The sequence below is a fragment of the Aurantimonas sp. genome (genome assembly GCF_964217435.1).
Taxonomy (GTDB): Bacteria; Pseudomonadota; Alphaproteobacteria; order Rhizobiales; family Rhizobiaceae; genus Aurantimonas; species Aurantimonas coralicida.
Genome location: NZ_CAXPJM010000003.1, coordinates 17,681 through 37,785, shown reverse-complemented (window position 1 = coordinate 37,785; position 20,105 = coordinate 17,681). Strand labels below are relative to the sequence as shown.

At 59.6% G+C, this 20,105-nt stretch carries 21 protein-coding genes; 5 read left to right on the top strand and 16 right to left on the bottom strand.

Annotated features, from left to right (window positions below; genetic code table 11):
• Nucleotides 1–7 precede the first annotated feature (7 nt).
• Together ACEQX1_RS01210 and ACEQX1_RS01205 are read left to right on the top strand one after the other, a co-directional pair.
• Nucleotides 8–796, top strand: coding sequence for an alpha/beta fold hydrolase (locus ACEQX1_RS01210; RefSeq protein ID WP_370195845.1), 789 nt, complete (start codon nucleotides 8–10; stop codon nucleotides 794–796).
• A 10-nt stretch (nucleotides 797–806) separates the two neighbouring features.
• Entirely contained in the window at nucleotides 807–2,462 is a 1,656-nt protein-coding gene (locus tag ACEQX1_RS01205; protein WP_370195822.1) for an ATP-binding protein, read from the top strand.
• A 184-nt stretch (nucleotides 2,463–2,646) separates the two neighbouring features.
• Here the strand turns inward: ACEQX1_RS01205 and ACEQX1_RS01200 are convergent, their stop codons facing one another.
• The gene (locus tag ACEQX1_RS01200) at nucleotides 2,647–2,808 is read right to left on the bottom strand and encodes an exopolysaccharide biosynthesis protein (RefSeq protein WP_370195844.1); all 162 of its coding nucleotides are present in this window, start codon (nucleotides 2,806–2,808) and stop codon (nucleotides 2,647–2,649) included.
• Nucleotides 2,809–3,118: 310 nt separating this feature from the next.
• On the opposite strand from ACEQX1_RS01200, the gene ACEQX1_RS01195 reads away from it, so the two are divergent.
• The 3 genes from ACEQX1_RS01195 to ACEQX1_RS01185 all read left to right on the top strand — a co-directional run bounded on the left by ACEQX1_RS01195 (nucleotide 3,119) and on the right by ACEQX1_RS01185 (nucleotide 6,179).
• Nucleotides 3,119–4,228 carry a glycosyltransferase family 4 protein gene (locus tag ACEQX1_RS01195; protein ID WP_370195821.1) on the top strand — a complete coding sequence of 370 codons (1,110 nt, stop codon included), beginning with the start codon at nucleotides 3,119–3,121 and terminating at the stop codon, nucleotides 4,226–4,228.
• A 257-nt stretch (nucleotides 4,229–4,485) separates the two neighbouring features.
• Nucleotides 4,486–5,037 (top strand): NUDIX hydrolase, encoded by a 552-nt coding sequence (locus ACEQX1_RS01190; protein ID WP_370195820.1) that lies wholly within the window; start codon nucleotides 4,486–4,488, stop codon nucleotides 5,035–5,037.
• Between the two features lie 839 nt (nucleotides 5,038–5,876).
• The gene (locus tag ACEQX1_RS01185) at nucleotides 5,877–6,179 is read left to right on the top strand and encodes a hypothetical protein (protein WP_370195818.1); all 303 of its coding nucleotides are present in this window, start codon (nucleotides 5,877–5,879) and stop codon (nucleotides 6,177–6,179) included.
• A 16-nt stretch (nucleotides 6,180–6,195) separates the two neighbouring features.
• Here the strand turns inward: ACEQX1_RS01185 and rfbA are convergent, their stop codons facing one another.
• From rfbA to ACEQX1_RS01110, 15 genes are read right to left on the bottom strand one after another with little or no spacing between them, the layout of a single operon-like run.
• The gene (gene rfbA, locus ACEQX1_RS01180) at nucleotides 6,196–7,068 is read right to left on the bottom strand and encodes a glucose-1-phosphate thymidylyltransferase RfbA (RefSeq protein WP_370195817.1); all 873 of its coding nucleotides are present in this window, start codon (nucleotides 7,066–7,068) and stop codon (nucleotides 6,196–6,198) included.
• Nucleotides 7,065–7,922: a dTDP-4-dehydrorhamnose reductase gene (rfbD, locus tag ACEQX1_RS01175; protein WP_370195816.1), complete on the bottom strand. Its 858-nt coding sequence runs from the start codon at nucleotides 7,920–7,922 to the stop codon at nucleotides 7,065–7,067. Before rfbD ends, rfbA begins: the two co-directional genes overlap by 4 nt.
• Nucleotides 7,919–8,962 carry a dTDP-glucose 4,6-dehydratase gene (rfbB, locus tag ACEQX1_RS01170; protein ID WP_370195815.1) on the bottom strand — a complete coding sequence of 348 codons (1,044 nt, stop codon included), beginning with the start codon at nucleotides 8,960–8,962 and terminating at the stop codon, nucleotides 7,919–7,921. Before rfbB ends, rfbD begins: the two co-directional genes overlap by 4 nt.
• Nucleotides 8,959–9,531 carry a dTDP-4-dehydrorhamnose 3,5-epimerase gene (gene rfbC, locus ACEQX1_RS01165; protein WP_370195814.1) on the bottom strand — a complete coding sequence of 191 codons (573 nt, stop codon included), beginning with the start codon at nucleotides 9,529–9,531 and terminating at the stop codon, nucleotides 8,959–8,961. The genes rfbB and rfbC overlap by 4 nt, the downstream gene beginning before the upstream one ends.
• Before the next feature lie 9 nt (nucleotides 9,532–9,540).
• The gene (locus tag ACEQX1_RS01160) at nucleotides 9,541–10,635 is read right to left on the bottom strand and encodes an EpsG family protein (RefSeq protein ID WP_370196434.1); all 1,095 of its coding nucleotides are present in this window, start codon (nucleotides 10,633–10,635) and stop codon (nucleotides 9,541–9,543) included.
• Nucleotides 10,608–11,693 (bottom strand): glycosyltransferase family 4 protein, encoded by a 1,086-nt coding sequence (locus ACEQX1_RS01155; protein WP_370195812.1) that lies wholly within the window; start codon nucleotides 11,691–11,693, stop codon nucleotides 10,608–10,610. The genes ACEQX1_RS01160 and ACEQX1_RS01155 overlap by 28 nt, the downstream gene beginning before the upstream one ends.
• Nucleotides 11,690–12,058: a hypothetical protein gene (locus ACEQX1_RS01150; RefSeq protein WP_370195811.1), complete on the bottom strand. Its 369-nt coding sequence runs from the start codon at nucleotides 12,056–12,058 to the stop codon at nucleotides 11,690–11,692. Before ACEQX1_RS01150 ends, ACEQX1_RS01155 begins: the two co-directional genes overlap by 4 nt.
• Complete coding sequence (locus ACEQX1_RS01145; protein ID WP_370196433.1) at nucleotides 12,046–13,275, bottom strand: glycosyltransferase; 1,230 nt, start codon at nucleotides 13,273–13,275, stop codon at nucleotides 12,046–12,048. Before ACEQX1_RS01145 ends, ACEQX1_RS01150 begins: the two co-directional genes overlap by 13 nt.
• Nucleotides 13,272–14,126: an ATP-grasp fold amidoligase family protein gene (locus tag ACEQX1_RS01140; RefSeq protein WP_370195809.1), complete on the bottom strand. Its 855-nt coding sequence runs from the start codon at nucleotides 14,124–14,126 to the stop codon at nucleotides 13,272–13,274. Before ACEQX1_RS01140 ends, ACEQX1_RS01145 begins: the two co-directional genes overlap by 4 nt.
• Nucleotides 14,113–14,778: a DapH/DapD/GlmU-related protein gene (locus tag ACEQX1_RS01135; protein WP_370195808.1), complete on the bottom strand. Its 666-nt coding sequence runs from the start codon at nucleotides 14,776–14,778 to the stop codon at nucleotides 14,113–14,115. Before ACEQX1_RS01135 ends, ACEQX1_RS01140 begins: the two co-directional genes overlap by 14 nt.
• Nucleotides 14,775–15,821, bottom strand: coding sequence for a glycosyltransferase family 2 protein (locus tag ACEQX1_RS01130; RefSeq protein ID WP_370195807.1), 1,047 nt, complete (start codon nucleotides 15,819–15,821; stop codon nucleotides 14,775–14,777). The genes ACEQX1_RS01135 and ACEQX1_RS01130 overlap by 4 nt, the downstream gene beginning before the upstream one ends.
• A complete protein-coding gene (locus ACEQX1_RS01125) occupies nucleotides 15,818–17,335 on the bottom strand; it encodes an O-antigen translocase (RefSeq protein ID WP_370195806.1) in 1,518 nt (505 codons plus the stop codon). Before ACEQX1_RS01125 ends, ACEQX1_RS01130 begins: the two co-directional genes overlap by 4 nt.
• On the bottom strand, nucleotides 17,332–18,429 hold the full coding sequence (locus ACEQX1_RS01120; protein ID WP_370195805.1) for a DegT/DnrJ/EryC1/StrS family aminotransferase: 1,098 nt from the start codon (nucleotides 18,427–18,429) through the stop codon (nucleotides 17,332–17,334). Before ACEQX1_RS01120 ends, ACEQX1_RS01125 begins: the two co-directional genes overlap by 4 nt.
• Nucleotides 18,426–18,995, bottom strand: a complete 570-nt coding sequence (locus ACEQX1_RS01115) for an FdtA/QdtA family cupin domain-containing protein (protein WP_370195804.1) — start codon at nucleotides 18,993–18,995, stop codon at nucleotides 18,426–18,428. Before ACEQX1_RS01115 ends, ACEQX1_RS01120 begins: the two co-directional genes overlap by 4 nt.
• Nucleotides 18,946–20,103, bottom strand: coding sequence for a formyltransferase family protein (locus ACEQX1_RS01110; RefSeq protein WP_372521413.1), 1,158 nt, complete (start codon nucleotides 20,101–20,103; stop codon nucleotides 18,946–18,948). Before ACEQX1_RS01110 ends, ACEQX1_RS01115 begins: the two co-directional genes overlap by 50 nt.
• Nucleotides 20,104–20,105 lie beyond the last annotated feature (2 nt).

Below are 20,105 nucleotides of genomic sequence, written 5' to 3'. Positions count from 1 at the left end.
GATGGCTTTGACGGCATTTCAGCGGCACAATGTGACCTTGGCCGGCAGCGGGGCAACGTCGATGGTGTTCGCGCACGGCTTCGGCTGTGACCAGAACATGTGGCGGTTCGTGGCTCCTGCTTTCGAAGACCAGTATCGGACCGTCCTGTTCGATCATGTCGGCGCCGGGAGATCTGATCTGACGGCCTACGACCCGGAGAAATATGCCTCCCTCGACGGATATGCCGACGACCTCATCACGCTCTGTCGGGAAGCCGGCGTCGAGCACGGTGTCTTCGTCGGCCACTCGGTCAGCGCGATGATCGGCGTTCTTGCCGTCAACAAGGCGCCCGACCTGTTCGATCGATTGATCATGATCGGCCCGTCACCGCGATATATCAACGATGGCGACTATGTCGGTGGCTTCACCGAGCCGCAGATTGCCGAGTTGCTGGACTTCCTCGACAGCAATCATCTGGGATGGTCGCAAGCCATGGCCCCGATCATCATGGGGAATCCCGACCGGCCAGAGCTGGGTGAAGAACTCACGAACAGCTTCTGCCGCACGGATCCGGATATCGCCAAGCGCTTTGCCCGCGTCACCTTTCTCTCCGACAACCGGGCGGATCTCTCGCAGATCGAGGTCCCGGTACTGATTCTCCAGTGCTCCGACGATGTCATCGCGCCGACCAGCGTGGGCGAGTACGTTCACAGCAACATTCCGAACAGCAAACTCGTGACCCTGGACGCCGTCGGACACTGCCCGAACCTCAGCGCCCCCAACGAAACGATAGCGGCCATGAGAGCTTTCCTCTGAGGGTGCGAGGGTGAGCCGGGCCAACAACTTCGAAGAGGATGATCTGGAAGATCTGGAGGACCTTTTTGAGAGTGCGCCGTGCGGCTATGTGTCGGCGGATGCGAAAGGCCGGATTACCAAGGTCAACCAGACCCTGCTCGCATGGCTGGGGCATGAGCGCGCGCAACTTCACGGGCAACGGTTCCAGGACTTTCTGAACATCGCGGGGAAGATCTATTACGAGACGCACTTCGCCCCGCTGTTGAGAATGCAGGGCTTCTTCAATGAGGTTGCGCTCGACCTTGTGCGCGCGGACGGCACCGCCTTCCCCGTCCTGGTCAACGCTGTCGAGCGACGCGACGACACCGGAGACGTGCGGTTCATCCGCATGACGGTGTTCAATGCATCCGACCGCCGTCGGTACGAGCGGGAGTTGCTTGAGGCGCGCAACGCCGCAGAACAGGCGAGTGCAGAACTGCGCGATCTCAACCTGACACTGGAGCAGCGGATTAACGATGCCGTCCAGGAGCGTCTCAGGGCCGAGGACCAGATCCGACAGATGCAGAAGATGGAGGCCGTGGGCCAACTCACCGGCGGCATCGCACACGACTTCAACAACATGCTGGCAATCGTCATCGGTGGATTGAACCTTGTTCAGCGCAGGCTCGCCAAGGGCGACACGGATGTCGGCCAGTTCATCTCGGGCGCGATGGAGGGAGCCAACAGGGCCGCGACCCTGACGCAGCGCCTTCTCGCCTTCTCGCGCCAGCAGCCCCTGTCGCCGCAGGCTCTGAAGGCGAACGACATGGTCTCGGACATGTCCGAGCTCCTGCGTCGGACGTTGGGCGAGACGATCCAGATGGAGACGGTGCTGGCAGGCGGGCTCTGGCAAACCTATGCTGATGCCGGTCAGCTCGAAAATGTCGTGTTGAACCTCGCGGTCAACGCACGCGACGCCATGCCGGATGGCGGGCGGTTGACGATCGAAACCGCGAACTGCCACCTCGACAACGCCTATGCCGCCGAGCACGGCGTAGCAGAAGGACAATACGTTCTGGTCGCAGTGACGGATAATGGCAGCGGCATGCCGCCCGAGGTTGCCGCCAAGGCGTTCGACCCCTTCTTCACGACCAAGGGCGTCGGCAAGGGCACCGGCCTGGGGCTGAGCCAGGTCTTCGGCTTCGTGAAGCAGTCCGGCGGGCACGTGAAGATCTATTCCGAGCCGGACCATGGCACGTCTGTGAAGATCTATCTTCCCCGGTACTACGGCAACGCCGAGGCTCCTGTGCGCACCTCGGCTCGTGGCGTCCCATACGGGAAATCGTCCGAAGTCATCCTTGTCGTGGAAGATGACCTGAGGGTCAGAGAACTGGCGGTCCAGATGCTTCGGGATCTCGGCTACGGCGTTCTCGAAGCCGAAGACGGTGCCTGCGGGCTACAGATGCTTGACCGGCATCCGGAGGTGTGCCTGCTCTTCACCGACGTCGTCATGCCGGGCATGAGCGGGCGCCTGTTCGCCGATGAGGCGAGGCGGCGAAAGCCCGAACTTCGGGTTCTGTTCACCACAGGCTATTCGCGCAATGCGATCGTGCACAATGGAGTGCTGGACCCGGGTGTGCATCTCTTGCCCAAGCCGGCCTCGCTTGAGCAATTGGCTCTGAAGGTCCGCGAAGTCCTGGATGAGTAGGTCGTATCGACGTTCGGGTTCATGCGAGCGTGGACGCGGATACTTGCTATAGAAGGACAGGGGCGAAGCCGGACTGGCAGCCTGTGGGACGAGGTTTCGGAAAGCGGCCATTTCTTTCGACCGCTCCAGATCAATCAGATGACCGAGGCGACGCGAACGTCGACCATAGTCCCCTTTGATGCGATCAGTTCGAGGAGCCGCCCAGACCAACAAACCCCCAAAGCCCGCCGGCAACTGCAATTGCTGCGCCGACGAATCCCAAAAGCATCAGGAGCCCGTCGCGGTAGAGCAGACCCAGCCCGAAAATCGAAATGACGATCATCGGCCCCGTCGTCGCGAATGGCACGAGTTCGAGCTGACGCGCTACCTCGAAAGCGCCGAACACAATGTCTGGCCTCGGCTGTGAGTTTCCGCTGTTGGCGGAGCTGAAATGACCGGCTACCTCGCCATGGGCTGCGTGGACACCACGATCGTCGCTGCGCCAAGCAACGCAACATCGAGGACGAGAAGGCCGCGAAGGCCGCGAAGGCCGGCAATCTACCCGAGGCCTTGGAAGGACAAGCCGACCAGGCTTTGCAAAAGGATTGCGACTCCCGCTGACGGCGTAGTACAGGGCAGATCATGATGTTTTATGCTGAGGCACCTGTATGCACATAATGTTTACAGTGAATGCCGCCTGGAACATCTGGAATTTCCGGCGGCCGTTAGTCGATTCTTTGTGTGCTGATGGACATCGGATCACAGTGCTGGCACCGCCGGATGACTCTGTTCCTAAACTGGAAGGGATCGGCTGTCGCTTCCGGGCGCTCCCCATGAATGTGAAAGGCTTGAACCCGGTTGACGATCTCAAGCTTCAGCGCCGGTTGAAAAGGATTTTTGCAGAAGAGCGACCCGACGCCGTCCTCAGCTACACGATCAAGAACAATATTTTCGGCGCCCGCGCGGCGCTGGCTACCGGCGTACCATTCGTCCCGAATGTCACAGGGCTCGGGACAGCCTTCCTGTCGGGTGGACTCTTGCAAATCGTCGCCGAGCAGCTCTATCGACGCGCGTTTGGCAGGCTGCAAACCGTCTTTTTCCAGAATGAAGACGACCGGGACCTGTTTCTCGACAGGAAACTCGTACGAGTGGAGCAGGCACGCTTGTTGCCCGGATCAGGCATCGATCTGGCGCGCTTTGCCCCGGCAGACATGCCATCGGCGCAGGAGCCGACCGTCTTCCTGATGATTGCCCGGCTCTTGCGCGACAAGGGCGTTGTAGAATTCGTCGAGGCCGCCAGGCAGATCAAGGCGCGCCATCCAAGCGCGCGCTTCCAGATTCTGGGTGCAACTGGTTCGGAGAACCGCACCGCCATCGACAGCGCGACCCTTCAAGCTTGGGTCGCGGAGGGCGTACTGGAATATCTCGGGACCACCGATGACGTGCGCCCGGCTATCGCCGCAGCCTCCTGCGTCGTGCTCCCTTCCTACCGTGAGGGTGCACCGCGCACGCTGATCGAGGCGGCAGCCATGGCGCGGCCTCTCATTGCCACCGACGTGCCCGGATGTCGCTCTGTGGTCGACCGCGACGCCTCAGGCTTTCTCTGTAACGCGCGGAGCATTGACAGTCTTGCCGAGGCGATGGGACGCTTTCTCGCGCTCTCGTCCAATGCCCGCAGTGCCATGGGACATGCCGGCCGCACAAAGATGGAGCGTGAATTTGATCAAGTCCTGGTTGTCGACGCCTATCGGAAGGCACTTTCAGATCTCACCGCCAACCGACAATGAAACCATCGATCTCAACGCCGTTCTGCACGATTTCCGGCTCAGACCAGATCGAGAACACGCCGCCGTCGGCGATGAACTTGAGCGCGTCGTCGAGAGGCGTAACGGGCCTATGTCACCGACTTTCTCTTATTGCGACGCTGTGACCGAAAAAGGGCAGCAGGCCAAACGTACAATCTGGGGACCCATTACGCATTTGCACTGTATAGGTCCTTCGAGGCCGGCAGAAGTCACCGCCTACTTCTCGCGCAGGAGACTACATGACCGTGAACAGAGAAGTTCTGCTGACGACGCCACGATTTGACGTGCTGCAGATCCAGGCGACAGATCCTCGATACCAATCGGACTTTTATATTGAAAAGTTCGATGGCGTATCGGTGGCAGCCATCTCTGGCTTCTCTGTGATCATGCTCGAAATTGAACGGCGCGGCCAGAGCCGCTCCTCACTGGAATTCCCGGGCGGCAGAATTGAACGCGAGGAAGATGCGCTCATGGCAGCACGCCGGGAGCTTCACGAGGAAGTCGAGTTGGTCTGTGACGATCTCGAATATGTCGGCTGGATAGCGCCGCTGCCAGGCCTCGTCAGCGAGCGGGTTCATTTACTTATTGCGCACGTTCTCCCCGAAGAGGCAGCTTGCGCGAATGTGCAAATTGGACACGAGGGCATCCAGAGACAGTGCATGGTCAGAATTTCGGATCTTCCGAGATTTTGCGCCGACGGCCGGATCAGTTCTGCGGTGGACGCATATTTCGCGCTACGCCTCGCTTGCGAGAACGTGACTGGGGATCCGGTTCCGCTGGGAGATGAATGATCACCCGCATCACGCTTCAAATAGCTTCTGCGGCGATGAAGCGCCTCAGCCAACGGTCGAAGTGGCCGCCATTTATTTCACCGAAGGCGAACTCAAGTTGATCGTGCTGGCCTACCTCCTCGGGCGGTTCCCCTTCCGTCATCGTGGAGGCCACGCTTGACCGTTTGTCAGCAAGGTCCACAGATCTAGGCTCGCGATGCGAATGATGCCGCTGCGGCTATAATGGACGGCCATAAGATAGTGTGGGTTATGTCCAGCACACTCTCTTCGAGATTGATCGCTCCCGTCCACCTTACCCAGTCGACGGCGTCGAGGGCTTCGTTGCCTACTGCGACACTGACAAGGGCGGGCCAAGCCAAGAGCCATCGGCGTCGCAGTTTCCAGAATACTGCCAAGGCAGTCAGGAAGAGCGCCATCCCCACATGGATGTGGATGGCTTCCCGGGAGAACCCCGCCGCATCGACAATGGGTTCTTTGATATCGTGCCATCGCATCCAAGGTGCCTATCCCAACGTGAGTTCGTCGATCTGGAAACGGCGGAGGACGGCTCAGACGACACTACTCCGGCTAAGCAGGATCTGCGTCGAACCAAGATCGCGGTTCTTCGGTGACACCGACGATCGGATCAGGGCGCCGGCGCTCCCGCTTCTTTACTTGTTGGTTTGGCCTTTGCCGTCGGGAACCTCTCCCCGATCGCCAAGCCGTTCGCAGCCCTCCCACGAAAACGTCGGTTGGAACCGGGGAGCGAGGCCGATCCTCGCTGCCTCCACAAAACGGGCACCGCGATTGCAGCGACAATCTGACCCGCTCGAGCATGTGTTGAAGCCGAGACCGTTCCGATGCTGACCGCACCGCCGCATCTGCGATCGGTCGCGATCTATGAGGCGATGCTGCGGCGCCATCTGGGATCTGGTCGGCGGAATTCGCGAATTCGCAGCGCGATCAAACAGCGCGCCAGACAATGGCGGGCGGTCCACGTTCCGGTGAAAGAAGTGATCTTCTATCAGATCCACGAACCGGGCCGGCGCGGCCTGTCGGATTTCACCGGCAACCGACAGAGACACCATCGATCTCGGCCGTCGAGATCAATGAACGAGCTATACGAGCTTAGCCTCGCGTTCGAAAAAAGGACCGCTCGCTAACCGACGCAATCTCCCCTCAGTTAAGAAGGGTCCTGAGGTAAGCTCCGTAGTCGTTCTTTTCGAATTGCCCGGCCCGGTCGGCGAGGGCGGCACGGTCGATCCAGCCTTGGGCAAAGGCAATTTCGTCAGGGCTGCCGGTCTGCAGGCCCTGCCGGGTCTGCAGGGTGCGCACGAAATTGCCCGCGTCCAGAAGGCTCGCATGAGTGCCGGTGTCGAGCCAGGCATAACCGCGGCCCATAGTTTCGACCGTCAGCGTGCCCTCGTCCAGGTACATCTCGAGTAACGAGGTAATCTCTAATTCGCCGCGCGCCGACGCCGTTATCCGCGAAGCTTTTACGGGCGCGGTGCCATCAAGGCAGTAAAGTCCGGTGACGGCGTAATGCGAAGGCGGAGTTTCAGGCTTCTCAATGATTCCACGGACGGTGCCATCCATGTCGAAATCGACCACGCCATAGCGTTCCGGATCAGCCACCCGGTAGCCGAACACGGTACCGCCGGTGTCCCGCGCACCCGCGCTGGCCAAGAGCTCGGGCAGACCGTGACCGAAGAAGATGTTGTCGCCCAGAACCATGAGCGACGGCGCGCAGTCGAGAAACTTCTCGGTTAGCGTGTATGCTTGCGCCAGCCCGTCAGGCGAATGTTGAATGATGTAGGTCAGCGTGATGCCCCATTGGCTGCCGTCGCCCAGAACCCTCCGAAACTGGTCGGAATCCTGCGGCGTCGTGATCACGGCAATTTCGCGAATTCCGGCCAGCATCAGCACTGACAGCGGATAATAGATCATTGGTTTGTCATAGATCGGCAAGAGCTGTTTCGACACGCCCATGGTGACAGGGTAAAGCCTCGTGCCGGAGCCTCCAGCGAGGATGATGCCCTTGCGGTCGGTCATTCGGAGATCTCTCCAAGTTCTGTCAACACGTTGTGGAGCCCGCTGCGCCAGTCGGGCCGGACGAGGCCGAAAACCGCCTGTGTCGTCGCGCAATCAAGCCGCGAGTTGAGCGGCCTTTGGGCCGGGGTGGGGTAATCAGCAGTGGGGATGCCGGTGACAGCCACGCCTCGTCCCGCCAAGGCGAAGATCTCTTGCGCGAAACCTTTCCAGCTGACATCGGGCGCGCCGGAATAGTGGTAGAGGCCGGTCTTGCCGGGGTCGGCGCGCAGCTGCTCAGTCACCGCTAGGCAGGCGGCAGCGATAGCGGCGGCGGGCGTGGGTCCGCCGATCTGGTCGTCCACGATGCTCAACGCGTCGCGGGCCTCAGACAGTCGCAGCATGGTGCGCACGAAATTGCCCCCGTGCGCCGAAAACACCCAGGAGGTGCGCAAGATGGCGTGCGGGCCGCCGGCCTGCGCGACAGCGCGTTCGCCGGCGAGTTTGGACCGTCCATAGACGCCGAGCGGCGCCGGGCTGTCATCCGGGTGCCAGGGAGCCTCGCGGCTACCGTCGAAGACGTAATCTGTCGAGACATGCACCAGCGGAATGCCGAGCGCAGCACATTCGCGCGCCATGGCGTCCGGCGCGGCACCGTTTACGGCGTTGGCGAGCGCCTCCTCTCCCTCGGCCCGGTCGACAGCCGTATAGGCGGCTGCGTTGATCACGGCAGCAGGGGCATGAGCACGGATCGCTTCTGCGCATTCGTCGGGGTCGCTCAGATCGGCAGCGTCGCGCCCGAGAAACACCGCTTGGGGCGCGCGGCGCGCCAATTCTGTGGCGACCTGCCCTGTCCGCCCAAAAACAAGCAGGCTCATTCGGTAACGCCCAGCCGTTCGCCGACGCCTTGGCGGCTCTGCAACGCGCGCCACCAGCCCTCGTTAGCGAGATACCAGTCGACGGTGCGTGCCAACCCCTCCTCGACCGTGACTTTAGGCCGCCAGCCCAACTCGTTGCGGATGCGTGCAGGATCGATGGCGTAGCGTGCGTCGTGGCCAGGACGGTCGGTAACAAAAGTGATCAGATCGGCGTAGGATCCTTCCGGACGCGGGTACCTTTCATCGAGTATGGCGCAGATCGTGCGCACCAGATCGAAGTTGCTGCGCTCGTTTTCACCGCCGATGTTGTAACTGCGCCCGACCGCGCCCTTCTGCAGGACCAACAACAGCGCGTCGGCGTGATCCTCCACATAAAGCCAGTCGCGCACGTTGGACCCATCTCCGTAAATCGGCAGCGGCTTGCCCGCCAGCGCGTTAAGGATGACGACCGGGATCAACTTCTCGGGAAAATGGTAAGGTCCGTAATTGTTGGAACAGTTGCTCAGCACGATCGGCAAGCCGTAGGTTTCTCCCCAAGCGCGCACCAGGTGATCGCTGGCCGCCTTTGAGGCAGAATAGGGGCTGTGCGGGTCGTAGGGTGTGTCTTCAGTGAATTGTCCTTCGGGCCCAAGAGAGCCGAAGACCTCATCAGTGGACACGTGATGGAAGCGAAACTCCTCGGGCCTGCCGCGCCGCACCCAATGAGCGCGGGCGGCCTCCAGCAGTTGGTAAGTGCCGGTGATGTTGGTCTCGATAAAGGTGCCGGGTCCATCGATCGAGCGATCGACATGGCTTTCCGCGGCTAGATGCATGATTCCATCTGGTCGGTGTGTGTCGAGAAGACGGTCCATCGCCGCTCGATCGCAGATGTCAGCCTGCTCGAAGGTGTATTGAGGCAAGGCTTCCACGCTTGCCAGGTTGTCGAGACAGGCGGCATAGGTCAGCTTGTCGACGTTTACAACCGCATGGCCGCGAACCACCGCGAGACGCACGACGGCCGACCCGATGAAACCAGCACCGCCTGTGACCAGCAGCTTCATATGCAGTTCTCCTCGAAGACGAATGGCGATTGAAACTCTTCGAACGGAATGGCGGAAGCATCTTTGACAGAAAGAAGAGGCGTATCTCTCAGTTTCCAGTCAATCCCCACGCTGTCCCACCGCACAGCTCTGTCGCACTCCGGCGCATAATAGTCAGTGCATTTGTATTGCACCTCTGTGTCAGGTTCTCGCGTCGCAAAGCCATGCAGAAAACCTTTGGGGACCATGAGTTGTCGTCCGTTTTTCGCCGTCAGATCGATCCCGACCCAATTGCCGTAGGTCGGTGATCCTACGCGGATGTCTACGGCGACATCGAATATTGCCCCGCGCGTGCAGCGTACTAGTTTATCTTGGGCGCGCGGCGGGGACTGAAAATGCAACCCCCTGACCGTACCGGCATCTCGGCTGAGCGAGTGGTTGTCCTGCACAAATTCGAAGTCCAACCCGACCTCATCCATCGACTGACGATTCCATGTTTCAGCGAAATATCCCCGGTCATCCTGGAAATAACGCGGTGTCAGCACCAAAAGACCGGCAATTGCTGTCTTTTCAACGATCACAAACGGCATGGATATCTCTCAGTAGATATACGCACTGGAAGCCGGAAATCCAGAAACCCAGGAATTATAGGGAACGTAGCATTGCGTAAAATGTCGAGACAACGATGTCCAGATGACGAAAACCAGCCCAAGGCCAATATAGGGGGCCGCCGAATAGAATGATCGCAACCGTCTGATTGGTAAATACGGGATGCGTGCGAAAATCATCGTCTGGTGAACCAGATAATAGCCCAGTCGATCGCCGATAACGCTCGATAATGGGACAAGCAGGATCAAGGCGCACATGATAAGCGCGCCGACGCTTGCGAGTTTGTAGTCCCGCGGAAAGCTGTGCTTCCACTTTTTCTGGAATACCAGAAAATACGCCGCCCCTGCGACAAGCAAGAGCCCGACCCGAAACGCCGCACCGGCCGCGTCGACATCCGTATCGATGTAACGTCGGGTTGCTTCCTCGGCAGCATCACCGCTCAACAGGACGAGCAGGCCGGGGACGGCACAGAGCGCCGCAAAAAACAGGCGCTTCTTCGAATATGCTCCCCCGACCAAGGGGACGAGCAACAGGAACACGATTGCACTGGTGTGAAACACGCTGGCCAGCAATGTCCAGGCCGCAAACCAGACTACCCTCTTGTCGATGAAGGCGGCGAATGCAATGCACATCAACCCGATGGCCGCACCTTGACGGATGCCCGACATCGGCATGTTGATGATCAGGATCGGAAACAGCAGGACCAGGAAGCCCAACGGATCCGGCTGCCGCCGCGCCAGCACGTGGATGCCGGCGAAGAATATCACTGAGGAGACGACATTCAGCCACGGATAGGAAAGCCCGAGGTCTTGGAGACCTTGCATCAGGGACCACCAAGCCGGATCGGACCGTGAAAACGCGTCTTGATAATTCGAATATTCCTGGACGTTCCACTGGTTCAGATAGCCGGACCAGTCACACCCGACTTCGAACCGGAAGGCTGAGAATACGAACAACATCCCGAGAACGATCGGGTAGAGTTTTTCTCTCAGCCGACCAAGCCCCTTCAGGGCGTATCGAAACAGGATCAGAAGGTTGGCGATCGATACATAGACAATCATCGCTTGCTCGAACGTCCCGCGCACGCCACGTCCATCAACAATTCAGCCACTCTGGGGCCGTAGACCTGCAAGGAATAATCTTGCTCCACCTTCTTCCGCCCAGCCGCTCCCATGCGGCGACGCAGATCGGCATCGCCCAATAACGCATCAAGGGCTGCAGCCCATTGGGCATCCGTCTCCGCCAAAAACCCATTCACGCCGTGTTCGACGATCTGGCTGTTCACACCGACGGGCGACGCAACGACCGGCAGGCCACAGGCCAAGTACTGGATCAGTTTGTAGCCGCATTTTCCACGCGACCACGGACTGTCATCAAGCGGCATAACGCCAATATCCATCCCCTGAATTGATTGTATCTCGGTGTCCTCGGACCAAGGGAGCAACTCCAGCGTTTCACTTGATTTTGCCGTACGGGACGCACCCACAGCTCGGACCATCGCGCCGTGTTTCCGTGCTGATGCGCTCAGAACCGGCAGCAGGGGCTCGCAATATTCCGACCAGGTGCTGGGAGAGCCTATCCAGCCAATCCGCGACCGTCCGTCTGCGGCCGGCATTCGGGCAACGGAATAAGCATCTGTATCAACTACCGTGGGAATGATCTCAATGCTCTTGGCCCCGGCAGTTCGGGCTCTGTCCGCCAGATATTGGTTTCCGGCCAGAACCAAGTCAGACGCCGCCATGACACAATCAATCTTGCGACCTAGCATCGTTCGTACAAACGTCGATCGGTGCAAATCATATCGATGATACACTGCATCATCATAATCTGACACAAGAGGAACGCCTTCCGGCAGAATAGCCCTCTCGATCATCCAGGGCAGCCATGGGAAAACCTCTTTCTCTATCCAGATCGCATCCGGCTTGCTCGCCCGCAACACTCGGCGCGAACGCATGACGGTATGTTTCAGTGCTGCCATGCCCGTCTGATCGCCTGCGTAGAGATTTCTCAGATAGGCTTCGTCGAAGAATGGGGCGCATTCGATCTGAAAACCCGATGCCGATAGTGCATCCATATACTGATACGTGCGTAACCGGCTTGACGCTCCGAGCCGAGAATAACGTGGGAGCACCAGTAATTTCATGTGTTTGTTCCCGATTTTCTCACCATCCGGTTCAACAGACCCGTCATCATCGGCCACTGGATATCTTCAGCGCGGAGTTTGTACGCTGCCGGGACGTGTTCTGGTCGCTCATGTACCAGCAGCCGCCCTTCGGTAGACATAGCGACTTCGATCTTGTTTCCGCCCGTCAGCATCGGCTGGGCGCCCGCCGGGCTCAAATTCAGGATCGACAAGCTGCGATGGCCAAGCGCAACGCCCTGCCCCAGCCAGATCCCGTCGCCATCCGGCCCGCGGTGGCGAAGGCTCTCGATCATGGGCCGAATGCGATCACGCGGGTTGCCCGGGCTATGCCCGGCTGCATCGAGGAAACCGGTCATGCCGCACATGTGGCAGCTTTCTGTGACTGGCCGAGCACGGAAGCGTAGAGGGCGGCGTAGGCCTCGGTCCCGGCCTTTAACGAAAAGACCTCTTCCGCAGCCATGCGGCAGCGTATCGGCAGATCGGGATCGGCCATGAGGGCGTCCAGCGCGGCCAGGGCCGAAGCCATCTGCCCCGGTGCGGGACCGGCAACCAGAACTCCAACACGGTATTTCTCGATGATGCGTTCCACGTCCCCGACGCCATCATTCGCCACGACGGGCAGGCCCGTGCCGAGGATTTCGGCCATGCGCGTCGGCGACCTTCCCAGTTCGGACATCTGGCCTCCGGCATAGAACATCACCGAAAGATCATGCCCCCGCACGGTATCGGGCATGTCCTGGGGCTTGCGCGGGCCGATGGTCAGGCGTTCGGCCAGGGCCCCGCCGGCATCCAGCGCCTCGCGCACCTTGGCCGGATCATCCCGCGTGACGATGTCGAAGCGCGCCTGCGGATCGCGTGCGGCTGCTGCTGCCAGCCACGCCGCGAGCCAGTCGGTCCGAAACCAGCCGCTGAGCACGGTTCCAATGCAGCTGTGGACCCTTGCCCCCGTCTTGCGGACTGCCGGAGGCCGGAAGCGGTCGAGATCGGCGCAGGTCGGGATCACCACGAGCCGCTGTTCCGCCAGTTCCCTCGGATACACAGAATTCAGATGCGCCACCGCCGCATGGGTCAGCGAGACCACCCCGGATGATCCAGCCAGGCATGCCCGCTCGGTCTTCGTAATGGCCCGGTGCATCGTCGACCCGCGCCGCAGCAGGCCGGCGGTGATCAACTCTTCCGGCCACAGCGCGCGCATGTCGAACAGGAACGGCACGCCGGTCATCCGACTGACGGCCAGTGCGACGGCCGCGGGGATGTAGGACCGTGCATGGATCAATCGGATACCGCCCCGACGCACCTCGCGCCGGACCAACCAGATCATGCGAGCCATGCTGAGCGCGGGAGCGATGATCTTTGGGCTGGGGCGGAACTGTTGCGGCAGCCACCGGATGCCATGGGCTTCGCAGTCGGCGCGGGCCCGCGCCATCGCCGCAGCGTCGGCCCAATCTTCGGGCTTTTCATAGGTGATCAAGGTAATGGCGTAGTCCCGCGACAGACCGCGCAGATAGGCCATCACCTGGCTTTGCCCGAGCGGCTCCAGCAGACCGTTGCGGGTGAGATAGACGGTGGCGACCCGGATCATGTCGCGAAGAGCGCCTCAGAGGCTCGCTTCTCGGCGGACGGAGGAATGAACCGCTGCGATGCAGAAGCATGGGCATGGGTCAACTCGCCGAGAAAGAACTCTGTTCCATTAGTATAGAAATCCACTCTCACAAAATATAAATCGCGCGACATTTTGCCTGCGACATCAAGCATTTCTTCAAGGCATTTGGGCTTCTCTATGTGGCCTTCGTGCATCCGGTATCCGAGGGTGTAATCTTGTTTCCTCCATTCTGGATCAAAGAATGCACGTCTATATTGTGTGTATTTCCCTGTGTCGACACAGATCAGACGAGGCTTTCCCTTGTAGCAAAAAATCCGGTAGTCGGAAACATCATTCTGGTCGAATATTAACGGCTCGACGATGACCTTGGGGGTCAGATATCTGTAATTCCTCTCTCGCGAGGTGAGATAGTGATTCATGTGAAGCCAGTTTTTCATCTGGTCGCGGTCGGGCGCGCCCCCCCGGACGATAGCGACCTCACCGGACATATGGGTAGGCTTGGCGCAGAAACTGTCAGGGAAGTCGAACGCATCAATCTCGGATTCGTCATGGAAGACGGTCAGAGTAGGTACCGCAAATTGGGGTCCCACCTCCGCCGTCACTAGCCGCTTGAAGAATTCCTTGTCGGTACTGTAGCAGCGCAACGGGTTTAGGATCTCTGGCGCCAGTTTGGAATTATACACCTGATCGTTGAACAGAAGCCTATTGCGCGACGGTATGCGCCTGTGGACCCGGACAAACTTCGTCCACGAAAATAGGAGGTCGCCGAATTCGGTTTCTGGGAAAATTCGGGACATGCGGGCCCAGAAATCCCTGTTACTGCTGCCCATCTTTCGCCCCTCTGTACTTAACAATCTTAGCAGGCACACCTGCGGCCAATGCATTTTCAGGAACGTCCGCTGCAACTACTGCACCCGCTGCAATGACCGCGCCATCGCCGATCGTGACACCATCAAGGACTATACACCCGGCGCCAATCCATACATCGTCTCCAATCTTGACGCCCTTTCTGGTTTCGCCCTGGGTCTGTATCGGGCTATTCACGTCCGCATAGACATGATTGGCGGAGAATATCTTTACGCCTGCAGCGATCAAGGTGCTGTCACCAATAGAGATGTTGCCGTTACCTTGGAGAATGCAGTATGGGTTGATCGCGGATTTCTTACCAATCACGATATTCCCGCCATAAGTTTGCAGGATTGCGCCTTCACGGATCAACGTCTCTGCACCGACACTAATCTTCCCGGCGGGCTCAAGATAGGGGGGCATGCCAGCGCAGATCAGCCGCACTCCGGCCATTATCAGAACGTTTTCTGCGAGATGAATATCTCCCGAAAAGACAAGAGTTGCTTCATCACTGATGAATCCACCACGCGGAACTGGAAATTTCGACGGACGGTGTTCTTTCTGACCGCCTAGGAGCCACGCAAAGCGTAGGGCCGCGTGATAGACCTTCTTGAGAGCGTTGCGCGCGTTGTTCATTGGTGTCTTCGCACGCCGCCAATTAAGCCGCGCATCCGGTCCTTAAGCCGAAGGTGGAAATTGAAACCAAAGAATCCAAGCGCATATTCGACTCGCAACCGAAATGATCGCGCTACGGCAGGCGCAGTGACGATCCTGAATGCAAGCTGCAGGCGGGCTAGTGGGCCAATCGGTCTTGTCTCGGGGAGCAGTAGGCCCGATGTGGAGCCTAGCACGTTGAGAATGCGCCGCTCGATCCGACGCGACGTTTTTGGGTCGAGTTCGCCATTAATATGCGCGAGGTCTATTTGCATATTGCGGAACGCAATCACCTTGCTTTGAATGAAGCGATTCCAGCGAGCAGGCGCGTGAATAACGTAGCCGGTTCCGGTGTTGGCGTCGTGCATCCTCTGGCGCACTAGAGGTTGGTCGCAGGCGATAAAACTTCCGATTAGAGCGGCGCGCAGTTGCAGCGGGGCATCTTCAATTATGCTACCGCCGATCAACGGACCAAAACGGTCAAACACGCCTTTCGTATAGGCGCACGTAGGGGCGGCAGCGGGCAGCCAGTAGGCGCAGGCGTATCCATCTAGCAGGCGATCAGAGTAATTGTGTCGCTTTGCTGGTTCTATCGCAACGGCCTGACCGTTGCGGAAGCTTTCCCGCCCGGAATGCAGGGCGCCCTCGGGGCTCCCAGCTGCTATCCATGCGTTCGCAAGAACTTCAACACGGTTGCATGTCGAAATATCGTCGCCAGCGGCCACGACCATCAAGGCCCCGGACATAATATTTGCCGTCGCCTGAACGTGTTGGGCCGTTCCAAAATTCCATTCATTCCGCCGAACGACAAGTGTATGTGGCCCCTCATACTCTGCGGCCATCTCCTGCATGATCTCGAACGTCCGGTCGCTCGAACAATCGTCGGACAGAATGATTTCCAGCGGCTCGTAGGTCTGGGCAAAGGCGCCCTCGACCGCTTCGCGGATGTATTCCTCCTGGTTGTAGGCGAACAGGGCGAAGGTGACGAACGGGCGGTCCTGTGACGGATCGAGGTTTTCGGTCATGGAATGCTCCGGATAGGCCAGCCGATCGCTGCATAGATGCCGGCAAAGCGCGCGGCGATGCGGCCCTCGGGGCCCATCTTGATCAGCACCACCCGCAAGCCGAACAGCCCTGTCCCGGCCGCCAGGCAGACCGACGCGATCGCGGCGGCAGGGGGCGCGATCCGAGCCAGCGCCAACAGCCCCAGTGCCAAGGAGAGATGCAGGGCCAGGAGCTTCAGGGACAGCGACTGCCAGCGAAAGCGCTGAAGCGTGTGGGCGAGGATGGCGACCGTTGCGAAATACACGGCATACCCGACGAGGAAGGCGATGGCCGTCACCGTCAATCCGAGGACAGGCAGCAGGAACCAGATCGTCGCCAGGAAGACGATGTTGAAGCTGAGTTCCATCAGGAAGAACGTCCTAGACCGCGCCGCCGCTACGATCGAAAATGCCAGCGGCCAGCTGGCGAGCTTGAACACGTTGCCCACCGTCTGCCATTGCAGCAGCTCGGCGGCGGGGGCGAACTGCGCCGAATAGAGCAGCCGCACCACCCAGGGCGCCAGCCCGATCAGCAGCAACAGGACCGGGCCGCCGATGGCCAGCCCCAGCTGCGCCTGGTCGTTCATCAGCCGGGTCGCGGCGGTCTGGTCGCCGATCACCTCGGTCAGCCGGGGATAGTAGTCCGCCGCCATCGCCCCGAGCAGAAATCCGACATAGGTCATGGTGATGCCCCAGGCGGCGGCGAACTGCCCGGCGGCCTCCAGCCCCAGTTCCTGGGAGATGTGGCTCCGCACCAGGAGCAGCGTCGCGGTCGTGGCAAGTCCGCCCAGCATGAACGCCGCGCCCAGCCGGGCCATCGGCTTCCACACGTCCCAAATCTGCGCCGCGCTCGGACGTGCTGCCGTTGGTCTGGGCAGGCGACCAGTATAGCGCATAGCGATCACGATGGTCGCCAGCGGCTGCACCACCACGAACCAGATCAGCCCCGCCTCGCCATATATCCACACGGCGGCCAGGCCCGCAAGCGTGCCGACTAGGGCGCTGAGGACCGTCACGCGCCCCAGATCCCCGATCCGGCGCATGCCCTGCAGCAGGGCTGTCTGGGCGGTGCCGAGCAGGCCCAGCCATATGGCGAGGCCGACCAACCCCACCTCGGTCGCGTAGTCGCGGTTGCCGAACAGCCATTCGGAAACCGGTGCGCGCAGCAGCCAGAGGACCAGCATGGCCAGTGCGCCCTGCACCAGATGCGCAGCCAACAGCACGCGCCGCACCCGGCTCAGTTCCTGCTCCTCGCCCTTGACGCTGGCGATCTGCCGCACGCCGCTGGACCCCATACCAAGGCCCGCAGCATTCGAGACCATTCCCTGCAGGCTGTTGTAGATGCTGAGCAGGCCGATGCCGGTCGGACCAAGCAGAATCGCCAGCACCTTCATCCGCAGGATGGAGATCAAGATATTGACGGCTTGTGCGCTGCCGATGACCGCCATGGACCTGATCAGCCCGCGCGAATTGTCAGACATGGTGGTCTGGCTCACCGCACACCACGAACGGCACTGCAGACTTGCGCAGCATGCGGCGCGGGCATCTGCGGCCCGATCGGCAGGCTCAGCACCTCGCCTGCCAGATCGCGCGCGTGGGGCAAAGCGTCAGGCGCCAGATCCAGTTTCGCATAGGCGTCCTGCATGTGCGGGGGGATCGGATAGTGGATCAGCGTGCCAATGCCTGCCGTGCCGAGACGGTCCTGCAGCGCATCCCGTGCGACGCTGCGAACGACGTAGAGGTGCCAGGCAGGGGCGGCCCAGTCGGGAACATGCGGCAGGATCAGGCCACTGTCCGCGAGTTCCCTGGTATAGAGATCCGCGATCGTCCGGCGACGGTCCGTCCAGTCGTCGAGACAGGCCAGCTTGACACGCAGCACCGCCGCCTGGATCGGATCGAGGCGGGAGTTCACCCCCTTGACCTCGTTCACGTATTTGACCCGGCTGCCATAGTTGCGCAGCACCGCCACCCTGTCGGCCAGATCGGCGCGGTTCGTTGTGACGGCTCCTCCATCGCCCAGGGCCCCGAGGTTTTTGCCGGGATAGAAGCTCCAGCAGACGACGTCGCCATGGGCGCCGATGCGACGTCCCTTGTAGCGAGCGCCGTGGGCCTGCGCCGCATCCTCCACCACCGCAAGGCCATGTTGCCGCGCGAGCGCGAGGATCGGATCCATGTCGGCTGGCTGTCCGTAAAGGTGCACCGGCAAGAGGACCCTGGTCCGCGGGGTAATCGCCGCAGCGATCCGCGCGGGGTCGATGTTGTGCGTCGCCGGATCGGGTTCGACGGGGACCGGTATGGCGCCGACTGCGGACACCGCAAGCCAGGTTGCAATATAGGTGTTGGACGGGACGATCACCTCATCGCCCTGCCCCACGTCCAGCACACGCAGCGCAAGGATCAGCGCATCCAGCCCGTTGGCGAGTCCCACGGCGTGGTCGGCCTCGCAATACGCCGCCCATTCCGCCTCGAAGGCCTCCACTTCAGCGCCGAGAATGTACCAGCCGCTGTCCAGAACCCGCGCGACGGCGGCGTCGATGTTGGGCTTCAGTTCTCGATAGGATGCGCCAAGGTCGAGGAAGGGGATTTTCATTGTGCGCCCTTGTTCACCGCCGCAATGAAATCGTCGTAGCTGCGGAAGTAATCGGCCTCGTCATAGGGATGTGAAGCGAGGACCATGCAAACGGCACCTTGGCTGAAGCTGTCCATTTCTCGCCAGATCAAGCGGTTGATGTAGAGACCCTTGCGGGGATCCCGCAGCCAGTATTCCGACTGGGTCCTGCCGTCGTCTATCCGCATTCTGAAGCTGCCTGACAAGGCAAACACAACCTGCTCCAAGTCACGATGGGCATGGCCGCCGCGTTCGGCATCGACCGGAACGTTGTACAGATAATAGACACGGCGGATGGGAAACGGGACATGCCGCTCGCCTTCGATAAAGGTTAGATCTCCACGCGGATCCGTAACAACAGGCAGGTCAATTAGACGCACATGACTGGATATGCCGGGGCACAGGCCAGAAGTTAAACTGAATTCAACCCCCGCGGGATCAACAAGATTACGGCCAACCGTGCTCAAATCGCGGCTATCACTGCAAGGGTGCGTGCTGTTAATGTTTCCCATAGTCACGCAGGCTTTTTCCGAATCTGTCACGTGCATCAGAATTTGCTCCGTAGCGCAGGATATGTTTCGCAGCTGTACGCCCTTTGATGTGATCTAGCCCTGACAGAGCATACATAAGCGGTGTTGTTCCATTCAGGTTGGGTAAATTGGGATCCGCGCCGCGCTCGAGCAGAATACGGACCCGTTCAACATCGCCCACGTAGGCGGCGCGGATCAGGGGCGTCCAACCTTGTGCATCGCGCCTGTCGACCAAATTAGGGTCGAGTTCAATTGGATCGTGGCATTCCGGGTCGGCAAGCCACTCGAACCATTCCCATCCGCGATCACGCCAAAATTGTAGATCATAGTCGATTGTTGAAAGATTGAATGTATCAGGCGCAATTTCATCAACATACCCGGGAGGCTCTACACTGCGCCTGGATGTTATGTTCCAGCGACCAACCGGAATACCCCTAATATTGGGAATCTGGTATTCTCGAAAGCTGAAGGCGCGAAGTTGACACGCCACGCCTTCCGCAGTTTCCAGAAGATTCATTGATATGTTGGTGTAATCTATAGATTTTTTCGAAAAATAGCTTGACCCCCTCGCTGATTGGGGATGGGCCTCTGGACGCACGCAATCAACTAGCGTCTCGAAATTTTCCTGGAAAAGCCGCTGACCATAATGCAAGTACATAAAATATAGCTCGCGGGCCGTACAGTTTTTTGATATTTTGAATATTCTTTGTTCTATTATTCTCCCCGTATCAATCCCATGATCGATTTCGTGCAAAGTTACCCCACTGTATTCAGCGCGCGCTAGAATCGGGAGAGCCGATGTGTACATTCCCTTAAAAGCCGGGAGCGCAGAGAAGTGAATATTATAAATTCGATCCGTTGAAAATTTCTTTGTATTGACTAACCTATCAAATTCCAGAGAAATGAATATCAAATCGGCAATCGTGTATATTTCTTCGAGCGGCAGGATCGGAATGCCAAACTCGCGCGCAAAGCGTACGAGCGAGGGTTGCCAATGCGATTTCCCGGTATCAGTTCGGTTCGGACAAACAACAATTTGACCTCGCCACCCCTGTTCGATCAGAAATATGAGTGCGCCTACGGCTATTTCATTCTTTCCTGCAATACATATCATTGGCTTTAGCATCG

Bases quoted from the DNA above. Each gene is read 5' to 3' on its own strand.
- ACEQX1_RS01195 (WP_370195821.1), top strand. From the start codon at position 3,119: ATGTTTACAGTGAATGCCGCCTGGAACATCTGGAATTTCCGGCGGCCG.
- ACEQX1_RS01190 (WP_370195820.1), top strand. From the start codon at position 4,486: ATGACCGTGAACAGAGAAGTTCTGCTGACGACGCCACGATTTGACGTG.
- ACEQX1_RS01185 (WP_370195818.1), top strand. From the start codon at position 5,877: ATGCTGACCGCACCGCCGCATCTGCGATCGGTCGCGATCTATGAGGCG.
- rfbA (WP_370195817.1), bottom strand. From the start codon at position 7,068: ATGACCGACCGCAAGGGCATCATCCTCGCTGGAGGCTCCGGCACGAGG.
- rfbD (WP_370195816.1), bottom strand. From the start codon at position 7,922: ATGAGCCTGCTTGTTTTTGGGCGGACAGGGCAGGTCGCCACAGAATTG.
- rfbB (WP_370195815.1), bottom strand. From the start codon at position 8,962: ATGAAGCTGCTGGTCACAGGCGGTGCTGGTTTCATCGGGTCGGCCGTC.
- rfbC (WP_370195814.1), bottom strand. From the start codon at position 9,531: ATGCCGTTTGTGATCGTTGAAAAGACAGCAATTGCCGGTCTTTTGGTG.
- ACEQX1_RS01155 (WP_370195812.1), bottom strand. From the start codon at position 11,693: ATGAAATTACTGGTGCTCCCACGTTATTCTCGGCTCGGAGCGTCAAGC.
- ACEQX1_RS01150 (WP_370195811.1), bottom strand. From the start codon at position 12,058: ATGTGCGGCATGACCGGTTTCCTCGATGCAGCCGGGCATAGCCCGGGC.
- ACEQX1_RS01145 (WP_370196433.1), bottom strand. From the start codon at position 13,275: ATGATCCGGGTCGCCACCGTCTATCTCACCCGCAACGGTCTGCTGGAG.
- ACEQX1_RS01140 (WP_370195809.1), bottom strand. From the start codon at position 14,126: ATGGGCAGCAGTAACAGGGATTTCTGGGCCCGCATGTCCCGAATTTTC.
- ACEQX1_RS01135 (WP_370195808.1), bottom strand. From the start codon at position 14,778: ATGAACAACGCGCGCAACGCTCTCAAGAAGGTCTATCACGCGGCCCTA.
- ACEQX1_RS01130 (WP_370195807.1), bottom strand. From the start codon at position 15,821: ATGACCGAAAACCTCGATCCGTCACAGGACCGCCCGTTCGTCACCTTC.
- ACEQX1_RS01120 (WP_370195805.1), bottom strand. From the start codon at position 18,429: ATGAAAATCCCCTTCCTCGACCTTGGCGCATCCTATCGAGAACTGAAG.
- ACEQX1_RS01115 (WP_370195804.1), bottom strand. From the start codon at position 18,995: ATGCACGTGACAGATTCGGAAAAAGCCTGCGTGACTATGGGAAACATT.
- ACEQX1_RS01110 (WP_372521413.1), bottom strand. From the start codon at position 20,103: ATGCTAAAGCCAATGATATGTATTGCAGGAAAGAATGAAATAGCCGTA.